Here is a 13,176-nt window from a genome sequence, read left to right as displayed (position 1 = left end):
CGGCCGACGGAGCCCGGCCGGCCGGTCCCGGTGCGGTCCCAGTGGTCAGAGCCAGCGAGCCAGGGCGGGAACGGGCCCGCCGCCGGGAGCTGTGAGGGTGTGCTCGCGCCCGGTGAGACAGGCCGTGATCGCGTGGAGTGGGCCGGCGAGCACGGTCGGCTCGCCGTCCCCGGGCAGCTTCCAGGAAGCGCCCGTGTCGGTCGCCTCCAGGAGCAGCGCCGGGCCGGACTCCTGGGCGCGCTTGCCCACGACGTCGGCGCAGAGCGCGGTGAGGAAGCCGGTGGGCAGGTCGGCGAAGGTCAGGCCGGTGCCCAGGTCGATCGCGTGGACGCACACCTCGCGGGAGCGCATCCAGGGCAGTTCGGTGGCGGGTACGGTGCGGCCCTGGGCCGTCACGACCGGGGACTGCCATTGCTCCTCAGTGAGCGAGGCCGTCGACGCGGCCAGCTCCTCCGCGGAACGGCGCAGCCACGCGGTCAGTTCGGCGGCCGGCATCCCGGCGCCCCGTTCGATACCGGCGGCGCGGTCCTCGGGGGAGGAGTACATCGGTGTGCGCTCGCCGGTGGCGGCCCAGTGGACGAGATTGCCCAGGGCGTCGGCGTTGGCGGCGACGTGCGCGACCAGATGCTTACGGGTCCAGCCGGGCAGCGTGCTCGGCGCGTCCAGCCCGGCTTCACCGAGGTCCGCGGCTTGGACGAACAGGGCGGTGCCGAGCTGCGCCCAGCGGCGAGCCTCCTCGAACGTGCGGGACATCAGGCGGACTTCTCCTTGACGACACGGTTCTCCAGGCGGCCGATGCTGTCGATCTCGGCGACGACCGTCTCGCCCCCCACCAGATAGCGCCCCGGCTTGCGGGCGTGCCCGACACCGCCCGGGGTGCCGGTGGCGATGATGTCGCCCGGGTTCAGGCGCACGATCGTCGAGACGTACTCCACCAGGTGCACCGGGTCGAAGAGCAAGTCGGCCGTGGAGTCGGACTGCATGACCTCACCGTCCACGGTCAGCCGGATGTCGAGAGCGGGGCGTACGCCGCCGGGCAGCTCGTCGGGGGTGACCAGGTAGGGGCCCACCGGGGTGCTGGAGTCCCACATCTTGCCCTGCAGCCACTCCCGGGTGCGGAACTGCCAGTCCCGGCAGGTGATGTCGTTCAGGACGGTGAACCCGGCGATCGCCTGCTCGGCCTCCTCGCCCCGGGCGCGGCGCACGCGTTTGCCGACGACCACCGCGAGCTCGACCTCCCAGTCGAACTGGTCGGTCTCGTCCGGCCGGAGGATGTCGTCGCCGGCGCCGATCAGTGCGTCGGCGAACTTCGCGAACAGGGTGGGGTGTTCGGGCAGGTCCCGGCCCATCTCCTGGATGTGGTTGCGGTAGTTGAGTCCGACGCAGACCACCTTCGAGGGCTGCGGGACCACGGGCGCGTACTCGGCGCCGTCCAGGGCGTACGTCTCGGCGTTCTCGGCGGTGGCCGCGGCGGCGCGCTCGGCCCAGTCGTCCTGACCCAGCAGGGTGCCCACATCCGGGACGCCGAGATCGACCAGGGTGCCGCCGTCGAGCCGGACGGCCCTGGTGGTGCCGCCGGTGCGGAGGGTGGCGAGCTTCATCGGGTGGTTCCTTCCACGTGGGTACGGTCGAGCCGGAGGGCCTCGAAGATCGGGGAGTCGCTGAAGCGGAACAGGTCCAGTGCGCCGGAATCGGAGTCGGTGGTGCCGGCTTCGGAGCGCACGGACAGCGGCTGCCAGGACGGCACGACGAACAGATCACCCCGCGTCACGGACCACGAACTGTCGCCGACGCTGACGGTGCCGGAGCCGTCGAAGACCTGGTAGACCGACGAGCCGGTCTCGCGGACCGGCGCGGTCTCGGCACCGCGCACGACGCGGTGCATCTCGGCACGGATGGTGGGCAGCACATCGGCGCCGGTCGCCGGATCGGTGAACCGAACGGCGGCGTGGCCGGGCTCGACGGTGCCGGCGAAGCCCTCCGCCTCCAGGGCGAGCTGGTCGCTGAGCGCGCGGCCGGTGTGCTCCCAGCGGTACGCCAACAGGGGCGTGCCGGGAGCTCGTTCGGCGGCCGAGACCGGGCGCAGTCCGGGATGTCCCCACAGGCGCTCGGCCCGTGACCGGTCCGGGGTGATCCGCTCGGCATCGCTGATCTCGTCCCGGCCGAACTCGAAGAACTGGGTTTCGTTGGCGTACTGGAACGGGATGTCGAGGCCGTCGATCCAGGCCATCGGCTCGGTGGTGGCGTTGTGGTGCGCGTGCATGTTCCACCCGGCCTGCGGCAGGAAGTCGCCGCGCCGCATGGCCACCGGATCGCCGCCGACGACCGTCCACACCCCCTCGCCCTCCACGACGAACCGGAACGCGTGCTGGGTGTGGCGGTGCTCCGGGGCGTCCTCCCCGGGCATCAGGTACTGGATGGCTGCCCACAGCGTGGGCGTGGCGAACGGCCGGCCGGCCAGCGCGGGGTTGGCCAGCGCGATGGCGCGGCGCTCACCGCCGCGGCCGACCGGGACGAGTTCGCCGGCCTGCGCCGCGAGCGCCCGCAGCTGTTCCCAGCGCCACACGTGCGGGACCGCACGCGAGTGTGGGTGCGCCGGCATCAGGTCACCGATCTCGGTCCACAGCGGGACGAGAAGTTCCTGTTCGAAGCCCCGGTACAGCTCCTCGAGTGCCGGGGTGACCTCGGGCCGGCCCGCTGCGGAAACGGCCTGCAGTCGGACGGGGGAGCCCGTGGCGATGTCATGAGCGAGGGAGGACTGAGTCACGGACTCAGCGTGCGCCGGATCCACATACAAGACATGCAGATTCTGGAGAGCAGAACCGCTCGAGGCCGGGCCAGAACGAAGGCGCACCGGACGCCGGGCCGGAAGGCCGCACCAGGTGGCCCTGCGGACAAGCCGCCCAGGACGCCGCCCTATCCCGTGCCGAGCGTCGGCCACACCATCAGGGCGGCGACCATGGTGAACCAGGAGCGCTACGAGCGCGGACTCATCGCCGCGGGGGTGCCGGTGCGCGACCGGGACGGGACGACACAGGCGTGCCTGCCGGTGTCGATGCCCGGCGTGCACCACGACCGAACCTCACGGTCTCCGGTCGCCGATCGCGCCCTCAGCGTCGCGGCGCGCGCTGGAGGCGGATCCGGCCGCGGCGTACTGAGCAGCCCTGCCCGCGCCACCGCCCGCAAAAGGTGTCGCCGAGGCAGCCCGACCCTTACGTCGAGGAAATTTCACTTAATCGACGAACATTTCATTGACGTGACGTAAAGCGAGATGTCATTCTCCACGGCACCGCGCCTGACTCCTGCTGCGCTCTCCCCCCCACCGCCTCGAGTACGGCAGCGGCTCGCCACGCCTGTCCCTGCAGGACAGGCCCGCAACGCTCACCCTCTCCTCGCTTCGGCACTCGGCCGAAGCCGGTCCCGCCCGACGGCGGGGCATTTCACCTTCCCAGCCAGGGAGAAGCAATGACGCTCAACAACGGGACGGCGACGTCCTACGGCCCCACCGCGGGGGCGGCCCGGAAGCCGGGCTACGCGGGGACGCTGGCTGCCACCTGCTGTGCGGTGTTCGTGGCGCAGGTGGCCAACGCACTGCCGGCATCCCTCCTCGGACTCTTCCAGGCGGACCTGAACACCCATGGCTCCCAACTGACCTGGATCACCGCGGCGTTCATGATCGCGGTGGTCTGCTTCGAATTCACCTTCGGCGTGCTCGGCGACCTGTTCGGCCGCAAGAAGCTGATCACCGTGGGGGCGGCCCTCGTCGCCGCCGGCAGCACCGTGGCCGCGGTCGCGCCCAACGTGCAGGTCCTCTGGGTCGGTGCCACGCTGAACGGTCTCGGCGCCGGCGCCCTGTTCCCCGGCTCGCTCACCATGCTCGCGTCGGTCACCCGCAACGCCCGGGAACGGGCCCACGCCGTCGCGCTGTGGAGCGGGTTCCTCTCCGCCGGTGCGGCCGTCTCGCCCTTCCTCGGCGGGGCATTCGCCAAGGTCGGCTCCTGGCGCGGCTCCTTCTGGGTGCTCGTGGTGATCGCCGCGGTGAGCGTGGTACTCACCCTTGCACTGACCTCGGAGTCCAGGTCACCCGAGGGCCGGGAGCTCGACATACCGGGTCAGATCACCTTCGCCGTCGGTCTGATCCTGGTGCTCTACGCCGCCGTCGAGGGTCCCGAGTCGGGCTGGACGACCCTTCCCGTCATCCTGTCTTTCTGCATCGGCCTCTGCTTCCTCGTCGGTTTCGTCGTGGTCGAGCTGGGTGCCAAGTCCCCGATCTTCGACCTGACGCTGTTCAGGAACCGGGCCTTCACGGTGGCGTCCGTCGTCGCCGTCGTCGGCATGCTCGCGTTTCTCGGCGCATGCTTCGCGACGGCCATGTGGCTCGGACCGGTGCAGCACCAGGACCCGCTTCGCGTCGCCGTCCCGTTCCTGCTGCTGCAGGGGCCGGCGTTCGCCCTCATACCGGTCCTCTCCCGGCTGTTGCACCGGGTCGCCCCGACCTGGCTGCTGACCTCGGGCTTCGTCCTGATGGCCGTCGGCTGCCTCCTGTGCACCCGGCTCGATGTCACCGACCCCGCCCTGACCGCGCTCGTCGTACCCGCCCTGCTGATCGGCGTCGGCTTCGCCCTGTGCGTGAGTTCGGTGACGGCCGTGGCGCTGGACAGTGTGCCCCCGCAGTTGGCGGGCATGGCGAGCGCCACGACCAACATGCTCCGCGATCTCGGCTTCGCGCTCGGCCCGGTCGTCGTCACCGCGGTGGCCCTCAGCAACGCGGGAACGGCGTTCACGTCGAAACTGAACGGCGCGGACCTGCCGGCGGACCACCTGGGTGCCGCACGCGGGATCGCCGCGGAGGGAGGGCCCATCGCCGTGAACAGCCTGCCGCCCGGCGCTCCGGGATCGGCAGCGCACGACCTCGCCCTCGACGCGCTGGGCAGCGGCTTCGGCAACGCCTTCCTCATCTGCGGCATCGCCGCCGCCCTGGCCGCGGTCCTTACCGCCGTCGGCATGATCGGCGTCCGCCCTCACCGCTCCCCCACTCAGTCCCCGGCCGAGCCCTCCGCCACCGAGCAGGGCGGCGCGCCGGAACCCGCCGCGAAGTAACGAGCCCGGCGAAGCGGACGACAACGCCGTCCACCGCTTCGGAGCGGCGCCTGCCAGGGCCGGACACGCCCCCGGCAGCGCCGCTCCCACGCGTACGCCGGTGCTCGGGCTCGGTGAGCACCGGCGATCACCATGCCCTCCTTGCCGCCCTCCGCCTTCGCCTTCGCCGACGATCACGGTGACCAGCACAAAGGTGCCGAGGGCACCAGCATGGTGGACTGCAGGCCGGACGCCACATCGCCGTCCTTGACCGGCGCGTTGCCGGTGACGGTGATCGCTGCGGCGGTGGCGGGCAGCGCGATGCCAACGTCGAGGCCCCTGGCGATGTACGGCGGCCGCATGGTCGCGCAGGACGAGTCGACCGTCCAGGTGACCATGCCGAACACGGCCGAGGCCGAGAGGACCGGACCGAGCGGGATCGTGACGCGCGGCCCACGTGAGCACCGACGTCCCACCCCGAGTGGCCGCACCAGCAAGGCGTACGCGGTCGGTGCCGCCGGCGGTGGGACGGGGCGCCCCGGCAGCGTACTGGTGGGCACGCGCATCTGGTTCCGAGCGGCCCACCGGGGCTCAGATGACGGGCCGGCTCGCCAGGTACTCGGTCAGGCCCTCGCCGGTGAGCGGATAGTAGTCGGACAGCCGTCCGCCCTCGTCGAGGCGGCGGCGCGCGAATGCCTCCCGGTCCTGGTGCAGCAAGGAATCCTCGGCGAGCGGAATCGCGTTCTGCTGCGGCACGACGACGGCGCCGTCCTCGTCGGCGACGATCAGATCGCCGGGCGTCACCAGGGAGCCGCCGACGCCGACGGGCACGTTGAACGCGGACGGGAACAGCTCGGTCTGCGAGGCGTAGTGCGGGGTGACACCGGTACACCAGATGGGCACGCCGAGCGCGCGGACCCGGGCCGCGTCCCGCACCCGTCCGTCCACCACGATCCCGGCGCCGCCGCGCAGCTTGAAGTAGCGCACGAGCATGTCGCCGAGGCAGCCGGTGAAGTGGCTGCCGTGGGCCGAGACGACGAGCACGTCGCCGGGCTGGATGGATTCGAGGACACCCCACAGCGCGGTCTTGCGCTCGATGTCCTCCTGCTCCGCACCATTGAAGACATCTTCGCGCTGTGGCAGGAACTGCAACGTCACGGCACCGCCGGTGACCTTGACGTCCGGTTCGCGGTGCAGTGGCACGGGACCGTCGATGAATGTCCGGGTGATGCCCATCTGGTGCAGCTTCGCGCAGGCCGTCGCCGCGCTCACGTCCTTGAGGGCTTCCACCATCTGTGAGGTGGGTCGTACGTAGACCGAGGTGTGGACCGGCGCTCGCATCGATTCATAGGTCCGGGTTCCCTCCGTCCCGTTGATGCGGGTCTCCCCCGTCGACGGCGCTTCCTGATCCCCTATCGGGTGCATGCACTTGCCTCTCCGCGCGCTCATCGCGCGCAACGCCAGTGACATCATCGCCTATCGATGGTAGATAACAGCCAATCGATTAGTGATGTCAATGTGTCAGGAGCCCTCCGTGACCGGCGCTTCCACTGATTCCACTGATTCCACCGGCTGGTTCGAGGCGGCGCGCTTCGGACTGTTCGTCCACTTCGGCCTGTACAGCCTGGCGGCGCGGCACGAGTGGGTGCGCAGCCGGGAGGCCATGTCGCGGCAGGAGTACGACCGTTACCTGCACCGGTTCGATCCCGACCTGTTCGATGCCGAACGACTGGCGTGTACAGCACGGCAGTCGGGCATGCGCTACGCGGTGCTGACCGCCAAGCACCACGACGGTTTCTGCCTGTTCGACTCGGCGCTGTCCCACTACACCTCGGTGCGCGCGACAGGCCGAGACCTGGTGCGCGAGTTCGTCGACGCGATGCGCGCCGAGGGCCTGCGCGTCGGCCTGTACTACTCGCTGCTCGACTGGCACCATCCCGACTTCACGGTCGACGAGCACCACCCGCTGCGCGGCACCGCGGCCGAGCAGGAGCCCCGTGACATGGCGCGCTACCGCGCGTACATGCAGGGGCAGATACGCGAGCTCCTCACCGTCTACGGCCCGATCGACCTGCTCTTCTTCGACTTCACATATCCGGAGAAGGGCCCCGAGGAGTGGGGTGCGAAACAACTCCTGGCCCTCGCACGAGGATTGCAGCCGGGCATCCTCGTCAACGACCGGCTCGGCATACCCGGCGACTACGTGACGCCCGAGCAGTACCAGCTCGACCGGCCGCTGGAGCGTGGCGGTGAGCAGGCGATGTGGGAGGCCTGCCACACACTCAACGGCTCGTGGGGGTACGACCGCGACAACCACGACTACAAGGACCCTGCGCTGCTGGTCCGTATGCTGGTGCAGTCCGTCGCCTGCGGCGGCAACCTCATCCTGAACGTCGGACCCACCGGCCGCGGCGCCCTGGACCCGCGGGCCCGCGCCACGCTCCGAGCCATCGGCGAGTGGACCGAGCTGCACGCGCGGTCCGTGCACCGCGCGGGGCCGCCCGATCCGGACGACCCCTACCTCGACAGGACCTCGACGACCCTCAGCCGACACGGAGTTGGGGAGCCCACCTCAGCCGGCTCATGCTCACGTCCCACTCCCGGGGCCCAAGGCCGCGTAGTCGTACGGCGGTTGCTCGCCGACGGAGCCGACCGGAACCCGAAGGACGGAACTCAGAGGTTTGCCGCAGCACCCTTGAAGAAGCGAGGAGCCACCCCTAGCATCAGCAATCGATAGACGATAGCCACGAAGGTGAGGGCCCCGCCCCGCCTCCGCCGCATCGCACCACCCCGCCGGGCGATCCGCACCAGTGACCGCCCGCGACCCCTCCCACCGCTGTTGCACCGGGAACTCTGCGGCTGAACACCAGCTATCGATTATTCACGACTACGCAACGGAGCGTGTCCCATGAGAACAATGTGGCGCCGTATCTGCGGGCTCGCCGTGGCTCCCCTGGTGATGGCGTCGGCCGTCGCCTGCGGCGGCGGGTCCGACCAGGCCGCGGAGGGCACGACCCTCCGCGTCATCGTGAACATCACGCCGAACCTGACGGAGATGTACTGGAACGACCTCTTCGCCACGTACGAGAAGGCTCACCCCGGAGTGACCGTCAAGCTCGAACTGACCGGGACGATCTCGGCGGACGCGAAGCTGAGGCAGGACCTGGCCGCGGGCGATCCGCCGGATGTCGCCCAGCAGATCACGCCGACCGCCGACACCGCGTCGCTCTTCACCGACCTGTCCGACCAGCCCTGGACCGCCAAGACTCCCCTGGCCGACCAGTACGCCGTCGACGGCAAGCACTACGTGGTCGGTGTGGGTGAGCAGATCCAGTCGCTCGTCTTCTACAACAAGGCCGCTTTCAAGAAGGCGGGGATCGACGCCACGAACATCCGGACAATGGATCAGTTCACGGCGGCCATGGGCAGCCTGAAGGGTGCCGGCTACAAGCCGCTGCAGACCGCCGGCCAGTGGGTCACCGGCTCCCAGTTCTCGATGATGGCCGACGCGGGTGTGCTCACCGCCGACCCCGGGTGGACGGCCAAGCGCAACGACGGCAAGGTCTCCTTCGCGAAGAGCGACTACCTGCCCTACCTGGAGCGCTACAAGAGCTGGATCGACAAGGGCTACCTGGACAAGAGCGCGCTCGGCCTCACTTACGCGGACGGCCAGACGGCCTTCCTGAACGGCAAATCCGCGATGTACATCATGGGTTCGTTCTTCGTGCCCGCCGCGGACGCCGCGAAGAAGAGCGACGACATCGGCGTGTTCACCATGCCGACCGACGGGGCCTACCCGTCCGGCCAGTTCGGCAACATCTCGAACCCGTACGTCGTGGTGAACAAGTCGCGCCACAAGGCCGAGGCGATCGAGTTCGTGAAGTGGGCGACCACCGACCCGAAGGCCATCAAGAGCCAGCTCGCCTCCGACGGCAATCTGCGCGAGGGCTTCACGTACCCGATGTCCAGCCTCGGTTCGTCCGTGCAGCAGATCCTGGACAAGGCACCGTCGGTGATCGTGAAGTCCGGGAAGAGCCAGCCGATCGCCGGGTTCAGCGACGAGCTCAACAAGCAGATCCAGTCCTTGTACACGGGCTCGTCCCCCGCGGGTGCGGCCGACGGATTGGACAAGTGGTGGAACTCGCAGAACTGAACGCAGGGCTGAACCATCGGGGGCGGCGCCGGGCGCGGCTGCGGGACTCGGCCGTCTCCCTCGGGATGATGGGCCCGGCCGTCCTGCTCTACACGGTGATGACCGTCGTGCCGGTGGGCGTCGCGGTGTATCTCAGCCTGACCGACTGGGACGGCTTCTCCACCGCCACGTTCACCGGGCTCGACAACTACAAGCACCTGTTCGACGATCCGAGTTCGTCGGACGCCTGGTATGTGACAGCGCTGATCGCCGTGGCCGGCACGGTGCTCATGGTGGGACTGGGGCTCGTGTACGCGCTTGCACTGAAGGGCCGTTCGCGCACCAACTCCTTCTTCCGGGCCGTCGCCTACTTCCCGCACGTCATCAGCTCGCTGATCCTCGGCTACTTGTGGGCGGCGATTCTCGGCACCAACGGCGCCATCAACAACACACTCGCCAAGTTCGGCATCGAACCGCTCGGCTTCCTCTTCGACGAGCAGTTCGCACTGATCTCGCTGATCGCCGTGATCGTGTGGGCCGGATTCGGCTTCAACGTAGTCCTGTTCGTGGCCGCCCTGCAGACGGTGCCCGCCGAGCTGCTGGAGGCCGCGGCCATCGACGGCGCCTCGAAGCGGCAGATCAATCTGCGGATCGTGATCCCCATGATCGCGCCCGTGGTGACCGTGGCTACGGTGCTGAACCTGGTGGGGCTCATCCGGGCGTACGACATCGTGGTCAGCCTCACCGGCGGCGGTCCGGCCGGGTCGACGCAGACATTCACGTACCTCATTCTCGCCCGGTCCTTCGAGGGCACCAAGGTCGGGTACGCGACCGCGCAGGCGGTGTTCCTGATGGTGGTGTCCGCCGTGCTCGCCCTCCTCGTGACGGCGCTGCGCAACCGTCAAGACCAAGCCACGACAAGTTAGTTAGGAGCCGCTGGTGGTCGTACTAGAGGCAGAGATCCGCGACAGGCCGAAGGCTTTGCCGGCCAAGAGTGACGACGCGCGGCGCACGGAGCGCAAGGAGTCCCGCTCGCCCGTGCGTCGGGTCCTTCTCGGCACGCTCTTCGTCGTCATGATCGTGCCGATCTACCTGCTCGTGGTGAACGCCTTCAAGTCGCAGCAGGACATCCTCGACAACCCGTTCTCGATCCCCCTGAGCGGGCTGACCTTCGAGCACATGTCGGCAGCGATCAACAGCCCGCAGTTCAACGTCATCGGCGGCTACGGCTTCACGCTGTTCCTCGTCGTGGTCGTGGACGTGCTGTGCATCCTGCTCGCGGGCCCCGCCGCGTACGCGATCGCGCGCAGCCTCAAGCGGCGTACGCAGTTGGTGCTGCTGTACTTCCTGGCCGGCACGTTCATCCCGGGCGCCGCCGTGATCATCCCGGTGATCTATGTGCTGCGCGAGGTCGGCCTGGCCAACACCGTGACCGGTCTGGTCGCGCACGACGTGGCGTCCACGCTGCCGGTGAGCATCTTCTTGTTCGTCGGCTTCATCCGCACCATACCGGTGGACATCGATCACGCGGCGACGATCGACGGCGCGGGCCGGTACCGGACGTTCTGGGCCATCATCTTCCCACTGATGCGTCCCGCGGTCGTCACGGTGCTGATCCTCAATTCGATCGGGATCTGGAACGACTTCGTCTCCCCGCAGATCCTGCTCAGTCCGTCCTCCGGGCACTACACGGTCACGACGGCGATCTACGCCGGCATCAGCCAGTACTCGACCGACCTGACGAAGGTGTTCCCCAACCTACTGCTCGCCGTCGCACCCGTCGTCATCTTCTTCATCTACATGCAGCGCCACATCATCAGCGGGCTCACCGTCGGCGCGGTGAAGGGATGAGTCGTGAAGGGACGACCGGGCTCGACGTTCCCCGTCCGAGAAAGAGCCGAGAGAAGAGAAAGGACCACACATTGCTGAGGAGATGGATGCCGCGGTCCCGCAGAGGACCGTGGTCCGCAGCCGCCCTGCTCGCATCCCTGGCCGTGGTGGCGGCCGGTCATCCTGCCACCGCCCATCCGGTCAAGCCCCGGGCAGGACGGACCTATTACGTCGCGCCGTCCGGCCGGGACACCGCCGGCGGCAAGAGCCCCAAGGCCCCGTTCCGGCACGTCCAGAAGTGCGCCGACGTGATGGTGCCGGGCGATACGTGCCTCGTCCTGTCCGGCACGTACGAGGAGACCGTCGTGCCGGGCCGTTCCGGCACCGCCGAACTGCCGATCACGTATCGCGCCGCCCCCGGCGCGAAGGTGACGGTGAGCGGTGCCTCGAGGATCGGCGGCTTCGAGCCGGTCACCGCCGCCGATGTCACCGAGATCGCCAGGACCGACCCGTTCGCCAGGGACTCACAGTTCAGCGACGCGGTGGCGGCCGGGCACATCTACAGCACCAACGTCGACCTCGGCTCGGACGTGACCACCGTGCAGGTGTTCACCGACAAGAAGATGGACATCGAGGCCCAATGGCCGTATCCCGGCCTCGATCTGCTCGACCCCACGCTCCAGTACGCCGGTGCGGGCAGCGCGGACGCCACGATCGCCGACGCGAACCTGACCCGTCCGGCCGGTTACTGGGACGGCGCGCGCGCTCTCACCGGCTACTGGTACATCTCGGCCACGGGCAAGGTGAAGAGTTCGGCCGTCGGCTCGGTGACGCTCGACGTGGCGCCGCCGTGCGTCCACAAGGTCGTGCCGAAGGAGACGCGGTACGCGCTCTCCGGCAAGATCGGTGAGCTCGCGCACCCCGGCGAGTGGTTCTACGACCCGGCCACGAAGCGCCTGTACGTGTACAGCACCGACGACCCCGGTGCCCACACCTTCGAGGCCAAGCGTCGCACCCTGGGCTTCGACCTGACGAACACCAGCCACACCACGGTCGCCGGCATCGGCCTGTTCGCCACGACGATCCAGACGGGCGCCACCAGCACCGGTGTCACCCTCGACGGCATCGAGGGCCAGTACCTGTCGCACTACACGGACATCACCCGGGGCGCGACGGACTGCGGCAGCACGGTGACCCGGGGCGTCGGCGACACCGGCATCATCCTCGACGGCACCCACAACAAGATCGTGAACAGCGATCTGTCGCTGAGCGCCGGGAACGGCATCGCGCTGCGCGGACAGAACAACACCGCCACGGACAACGTGATCCACGACGTGGACTACATGGGCACCTACGCGGCGGGCATCGCCGTGCAGGGCAACAGCCAGACGGTCACGCACAACACCATCTCCCGCGCCGGCCGCAGCGGCATCAACCTCCAGTGGAACGAGGTGGCTGGCCTCACCCCGGGCAAGGACCTGATCGCGTACAACGACATCTCCGGGTACGCCCGGCTGAGCCTGGACGTCGCCGCGATCTACACCTGCTGCAGCGCGTACATGATGGGCTCGTCCATCGACCACAACGTGCTGCACGACCCGGCGCCCACGACGACCTCGACCACGTTCGGCATCTCGGGCGTCTACGCGGACAACGGCCAGAGCGATCTCGTCATCGCGAACAACGTGGGCTGGGGCAACCGCGAGGGCACGGTGATGCTCAACGGCCTGGGCACCGGGTCGCACGACAATAGCGTCTACAACAACACCGGTGGGATGACACTGTTCTACGTGAAGGAGCCCGAGGCGTCGACCGGCACGAAGATCTACAACAACATCGGGACGATCCGGGGCCTGACCGACGCCACGAACGGCGGTCTGGTCCTGTCGAACAACCTTCCCGCCGAGGCCGATCCGCGCTTCGTCGACGCGGCGAACCACGACTACCGGCTTACCGCCGAATCCCCCGCGCGCAATGCGGCGATCCCGCTGCCGGGGATCAATGACGGTTCCACGGACGCGACACCGAGTCTGGGCGCGTATCAGTACGGGGCACCGAAGTGGACGGCGGGCGCCCGCCGATAATTCCCCTGATTGCCACCCTCCCTGCAACTCACATGCAAAACAAAGGGGGCC

The 13,176-nt window shown here is 68.9% G+C and carries 11 protein-coding genes; 6 read left to right on the top strand and 5 right to left on the bottom strand.

Features of this window, described 5'->3' with window-relative positions; genetic code table 11:
- Positions 1-45: 45 nt before the first annotated feature.
- The 3 genes from ACFU8Q_RS04970 to ACFU8Q_RS04960 are packed head-to-tail and all read right to left on the bottom strand — an operon-like array spanning position 46 to position 2,767.
- Complete coding sequence (locus tag ACFU8Q_RS04970) at positions 46-753, bottom strand: maleylpyruvate isomerase family mycothiol-dependent enzyme (RefSeq protein ID WP_384447854.1); 708 nt, start codon at positions 751-753, stop codon at positions 46-48.
- Positions 753-1,601 carry a fumarylacetoacetate hydrolase family protein gene (locus ACFU8Q_RS04965; protein WP_384447852.1) on the bottom strand — a complete coding sequence of 283 codons (849 nt, stop codon included), beginning with the start codon at positions 1,599-1,601 and terminating at the stop codon, positions 753-755. Before ACFU8Q_RS04965 ends, ACFU8Q_RS04970 begins: the two co-directional genes overlap by 1 nt.
- A complete protein-coding gene (locus tag ACFU8Q_RS04960) occupies positions 1,598-2,767 on the bottom strand; it encodes a cupin domain-containing protein (protein WP_384447849.1) in 1,170 nt (389 codons plus the stop codon). The genes ACFU8Q_RS04965 and ACFU8Q_RS04960 overlap by 4 nt, the downstream gene beginning before the upstream one ends.
- Before the next feature lie 698 nt (positions 2,768-3,465).
- On the opposite strand from ACFU8Q_RS04960, the gene ACFU8Q_RS04955 reads away from it, so the two are divergent.
- The gene (locus tag ACFU8Q_RS04955) at positions 3,466-5,100 is read left to right on the top strand and encodes an MFS transporter (RefSeq protein WP_384447846.1); all 1,635 of its coding nucleotides are present in this window, start codon (positions 3,466-3,468) and stop codon (positions 5,098-5,100) included.
- Positions 5,101-5,273: 173 nt separating this feature from the next.
- Here the strand turns inward: ACFU8Q_RS04955 and ACFU8Q_RS04950 are convergent, their stop codons facing one another.
- Complete coding sequence (locus ACFU8Q_RS04950) at positions 5,274-5,639, bottom strand: hypothetical protein (protein ID WP_384447843.1); 366 nt, start codon at positions 5,637-5,639, stop codon at positions 5,274-5,276.
- 31 nt (positions 5,640-5,670) lie between these two features.
- Complete coding sequence (locus tag ACFU8Q_RS04945) at positions 5,671-6,504, bottom strand: ribonuclease activity regulator RraA (protein WP_384447840.1); 834 nt, start codon at positions 6,502-6,504, stop codon at positions 5,671-5,673.
- 109 nt (positions 6,505-6,613) lie between these two features.
- On the opposite strand from ACFU8Q_RS04945, the gene ACFU8Q_RS04940 reads away from it, so the two are divergent.
- The 5 genes from ACFU8Q_RS04940 (at position 6,614) to ACFU8Q_RS04920 (ending at position 13,125) form a co-directional block, all read left to right on the top strand.
- Positions 6,614-7,816 (top strand): alpha-L-fucosidase, encoded by a 1,203-nt coding sequence (locus ACFU8Q_RS04940; RefSeq protein WP_384447837.1) that lies wholly within the window; start codon positions 6,614-6,616, stop codon positions 7,814-7,816.
- A 171-nt stretch (positions 7,817-7,987) separates the two neighbouring features.
- Positions 7,988-9,232 (top strand): ABC transporter substrate-binding protein, encoded by a 1,245-nt coding sequence (locus tag ACFU8Q_RS04935; protein WP_384447834.1) that lies wholly within the window; start codon positions 7,988-7,990, stop codon positions 9,230-9,232.
- Positions 9,211-10,137 (top strand): carbohydrate ABC transporter permease, encoded by a 927-nt coding sequence (locus ACFU8Q_RS04930; RefSeq protein WP_384447832.1) that lies wholly within the window; start codon positions 9,211-9,213, stop codon positions 10,135-10,137. The genes ACFU8Q_RS04935 and ACFU8Q_RS04930 overlap by 22 nt, the downstream gene beginning before the upstream one ends.
- Before the next feature lie 13 nt (positions 10,138-10,150).
- Positions 10,151-11,062, top strand: coding sequence for a carbohydrate ABC transporter permease (locus ACFU8Q_RS04925; protein ID WP_384447829.1), 912 nt, complete (start codon positions 10,151-10,153; stop codon positions 11,060-11,062).
- 86 nt (positions 11,063-11,148) lie between these two features.
- Complete coding sequence (locus tag ACFU8Q_RS04920; RefSeq protein WP_384447828.1) at positions 11,149-13,125, top strand: right-handed parallel beta-helix repeat-containing protein; 1,977 nt, start codon at positions 11,149-11,151, stop codon at positions 13,123-13,125.
- Positions 13,126-13,176: the final 51 nt, after the last annotated feature.

The organism is Streptomyces sp. NPDC057543, from assembly GCF_042801895.1.
GTDB lineage: Bacteria > Actinomycetota > Actinomycetes > Streptomycetales > Streptomycetaceae > Streptomyces.
This window is presented reverse-complemented; position numbering and strand designations above follow the sequence as displayed.

Bases quoted from the DNA above. Each gene is read 5' to 3' on its own strand.
- ACFU8Q_RS04970 (WP_384447854.1), bottom strand. From the start codon at position 753: ATGTCCCGCACGTTCGAGGAGGCTCGCCGCTGGGCGCAGCTCGGCACC.
- ACFU8Q_RS04965 (WP_384447852.1), bottom strand. From the start codon at position 1,601: ATGAAGCTCGCCACCCTCCGCACCGGCGGCACCACCAGGGCCGTCCGG.
- ACFU8Q_RS04955 (WP_384447846.1), top strand. From the start codon at position 3,466: ATGACGCTCAACAACGGGACGGCGACGTCCTACGGCCCCACCGCGGGG.
- ACFU8Q_RS04945 (WP_384447840.1), bottom strand. From the start codon at position 6,504: ATGCACCCGATAGGGGATCAGGAAGCGCCGTCGACGGGGGAGACCCGC.
- ACFU8Q_RS04935 (WP_384447834.1), top strand. From the start codon at position 7,988: ATGAGAACAATGTGGCGCCGTATCTGCGGGCTCGCCGTGGCTCCCCTG.
- ACFU8Q_RS04920 (WP_384447828.1), top strand. From the start codon at position 11,149: ATGCCGCGGTCCCGCAGAGGACCGTGGTCCGCAGCCGCCCTGCTCGCA.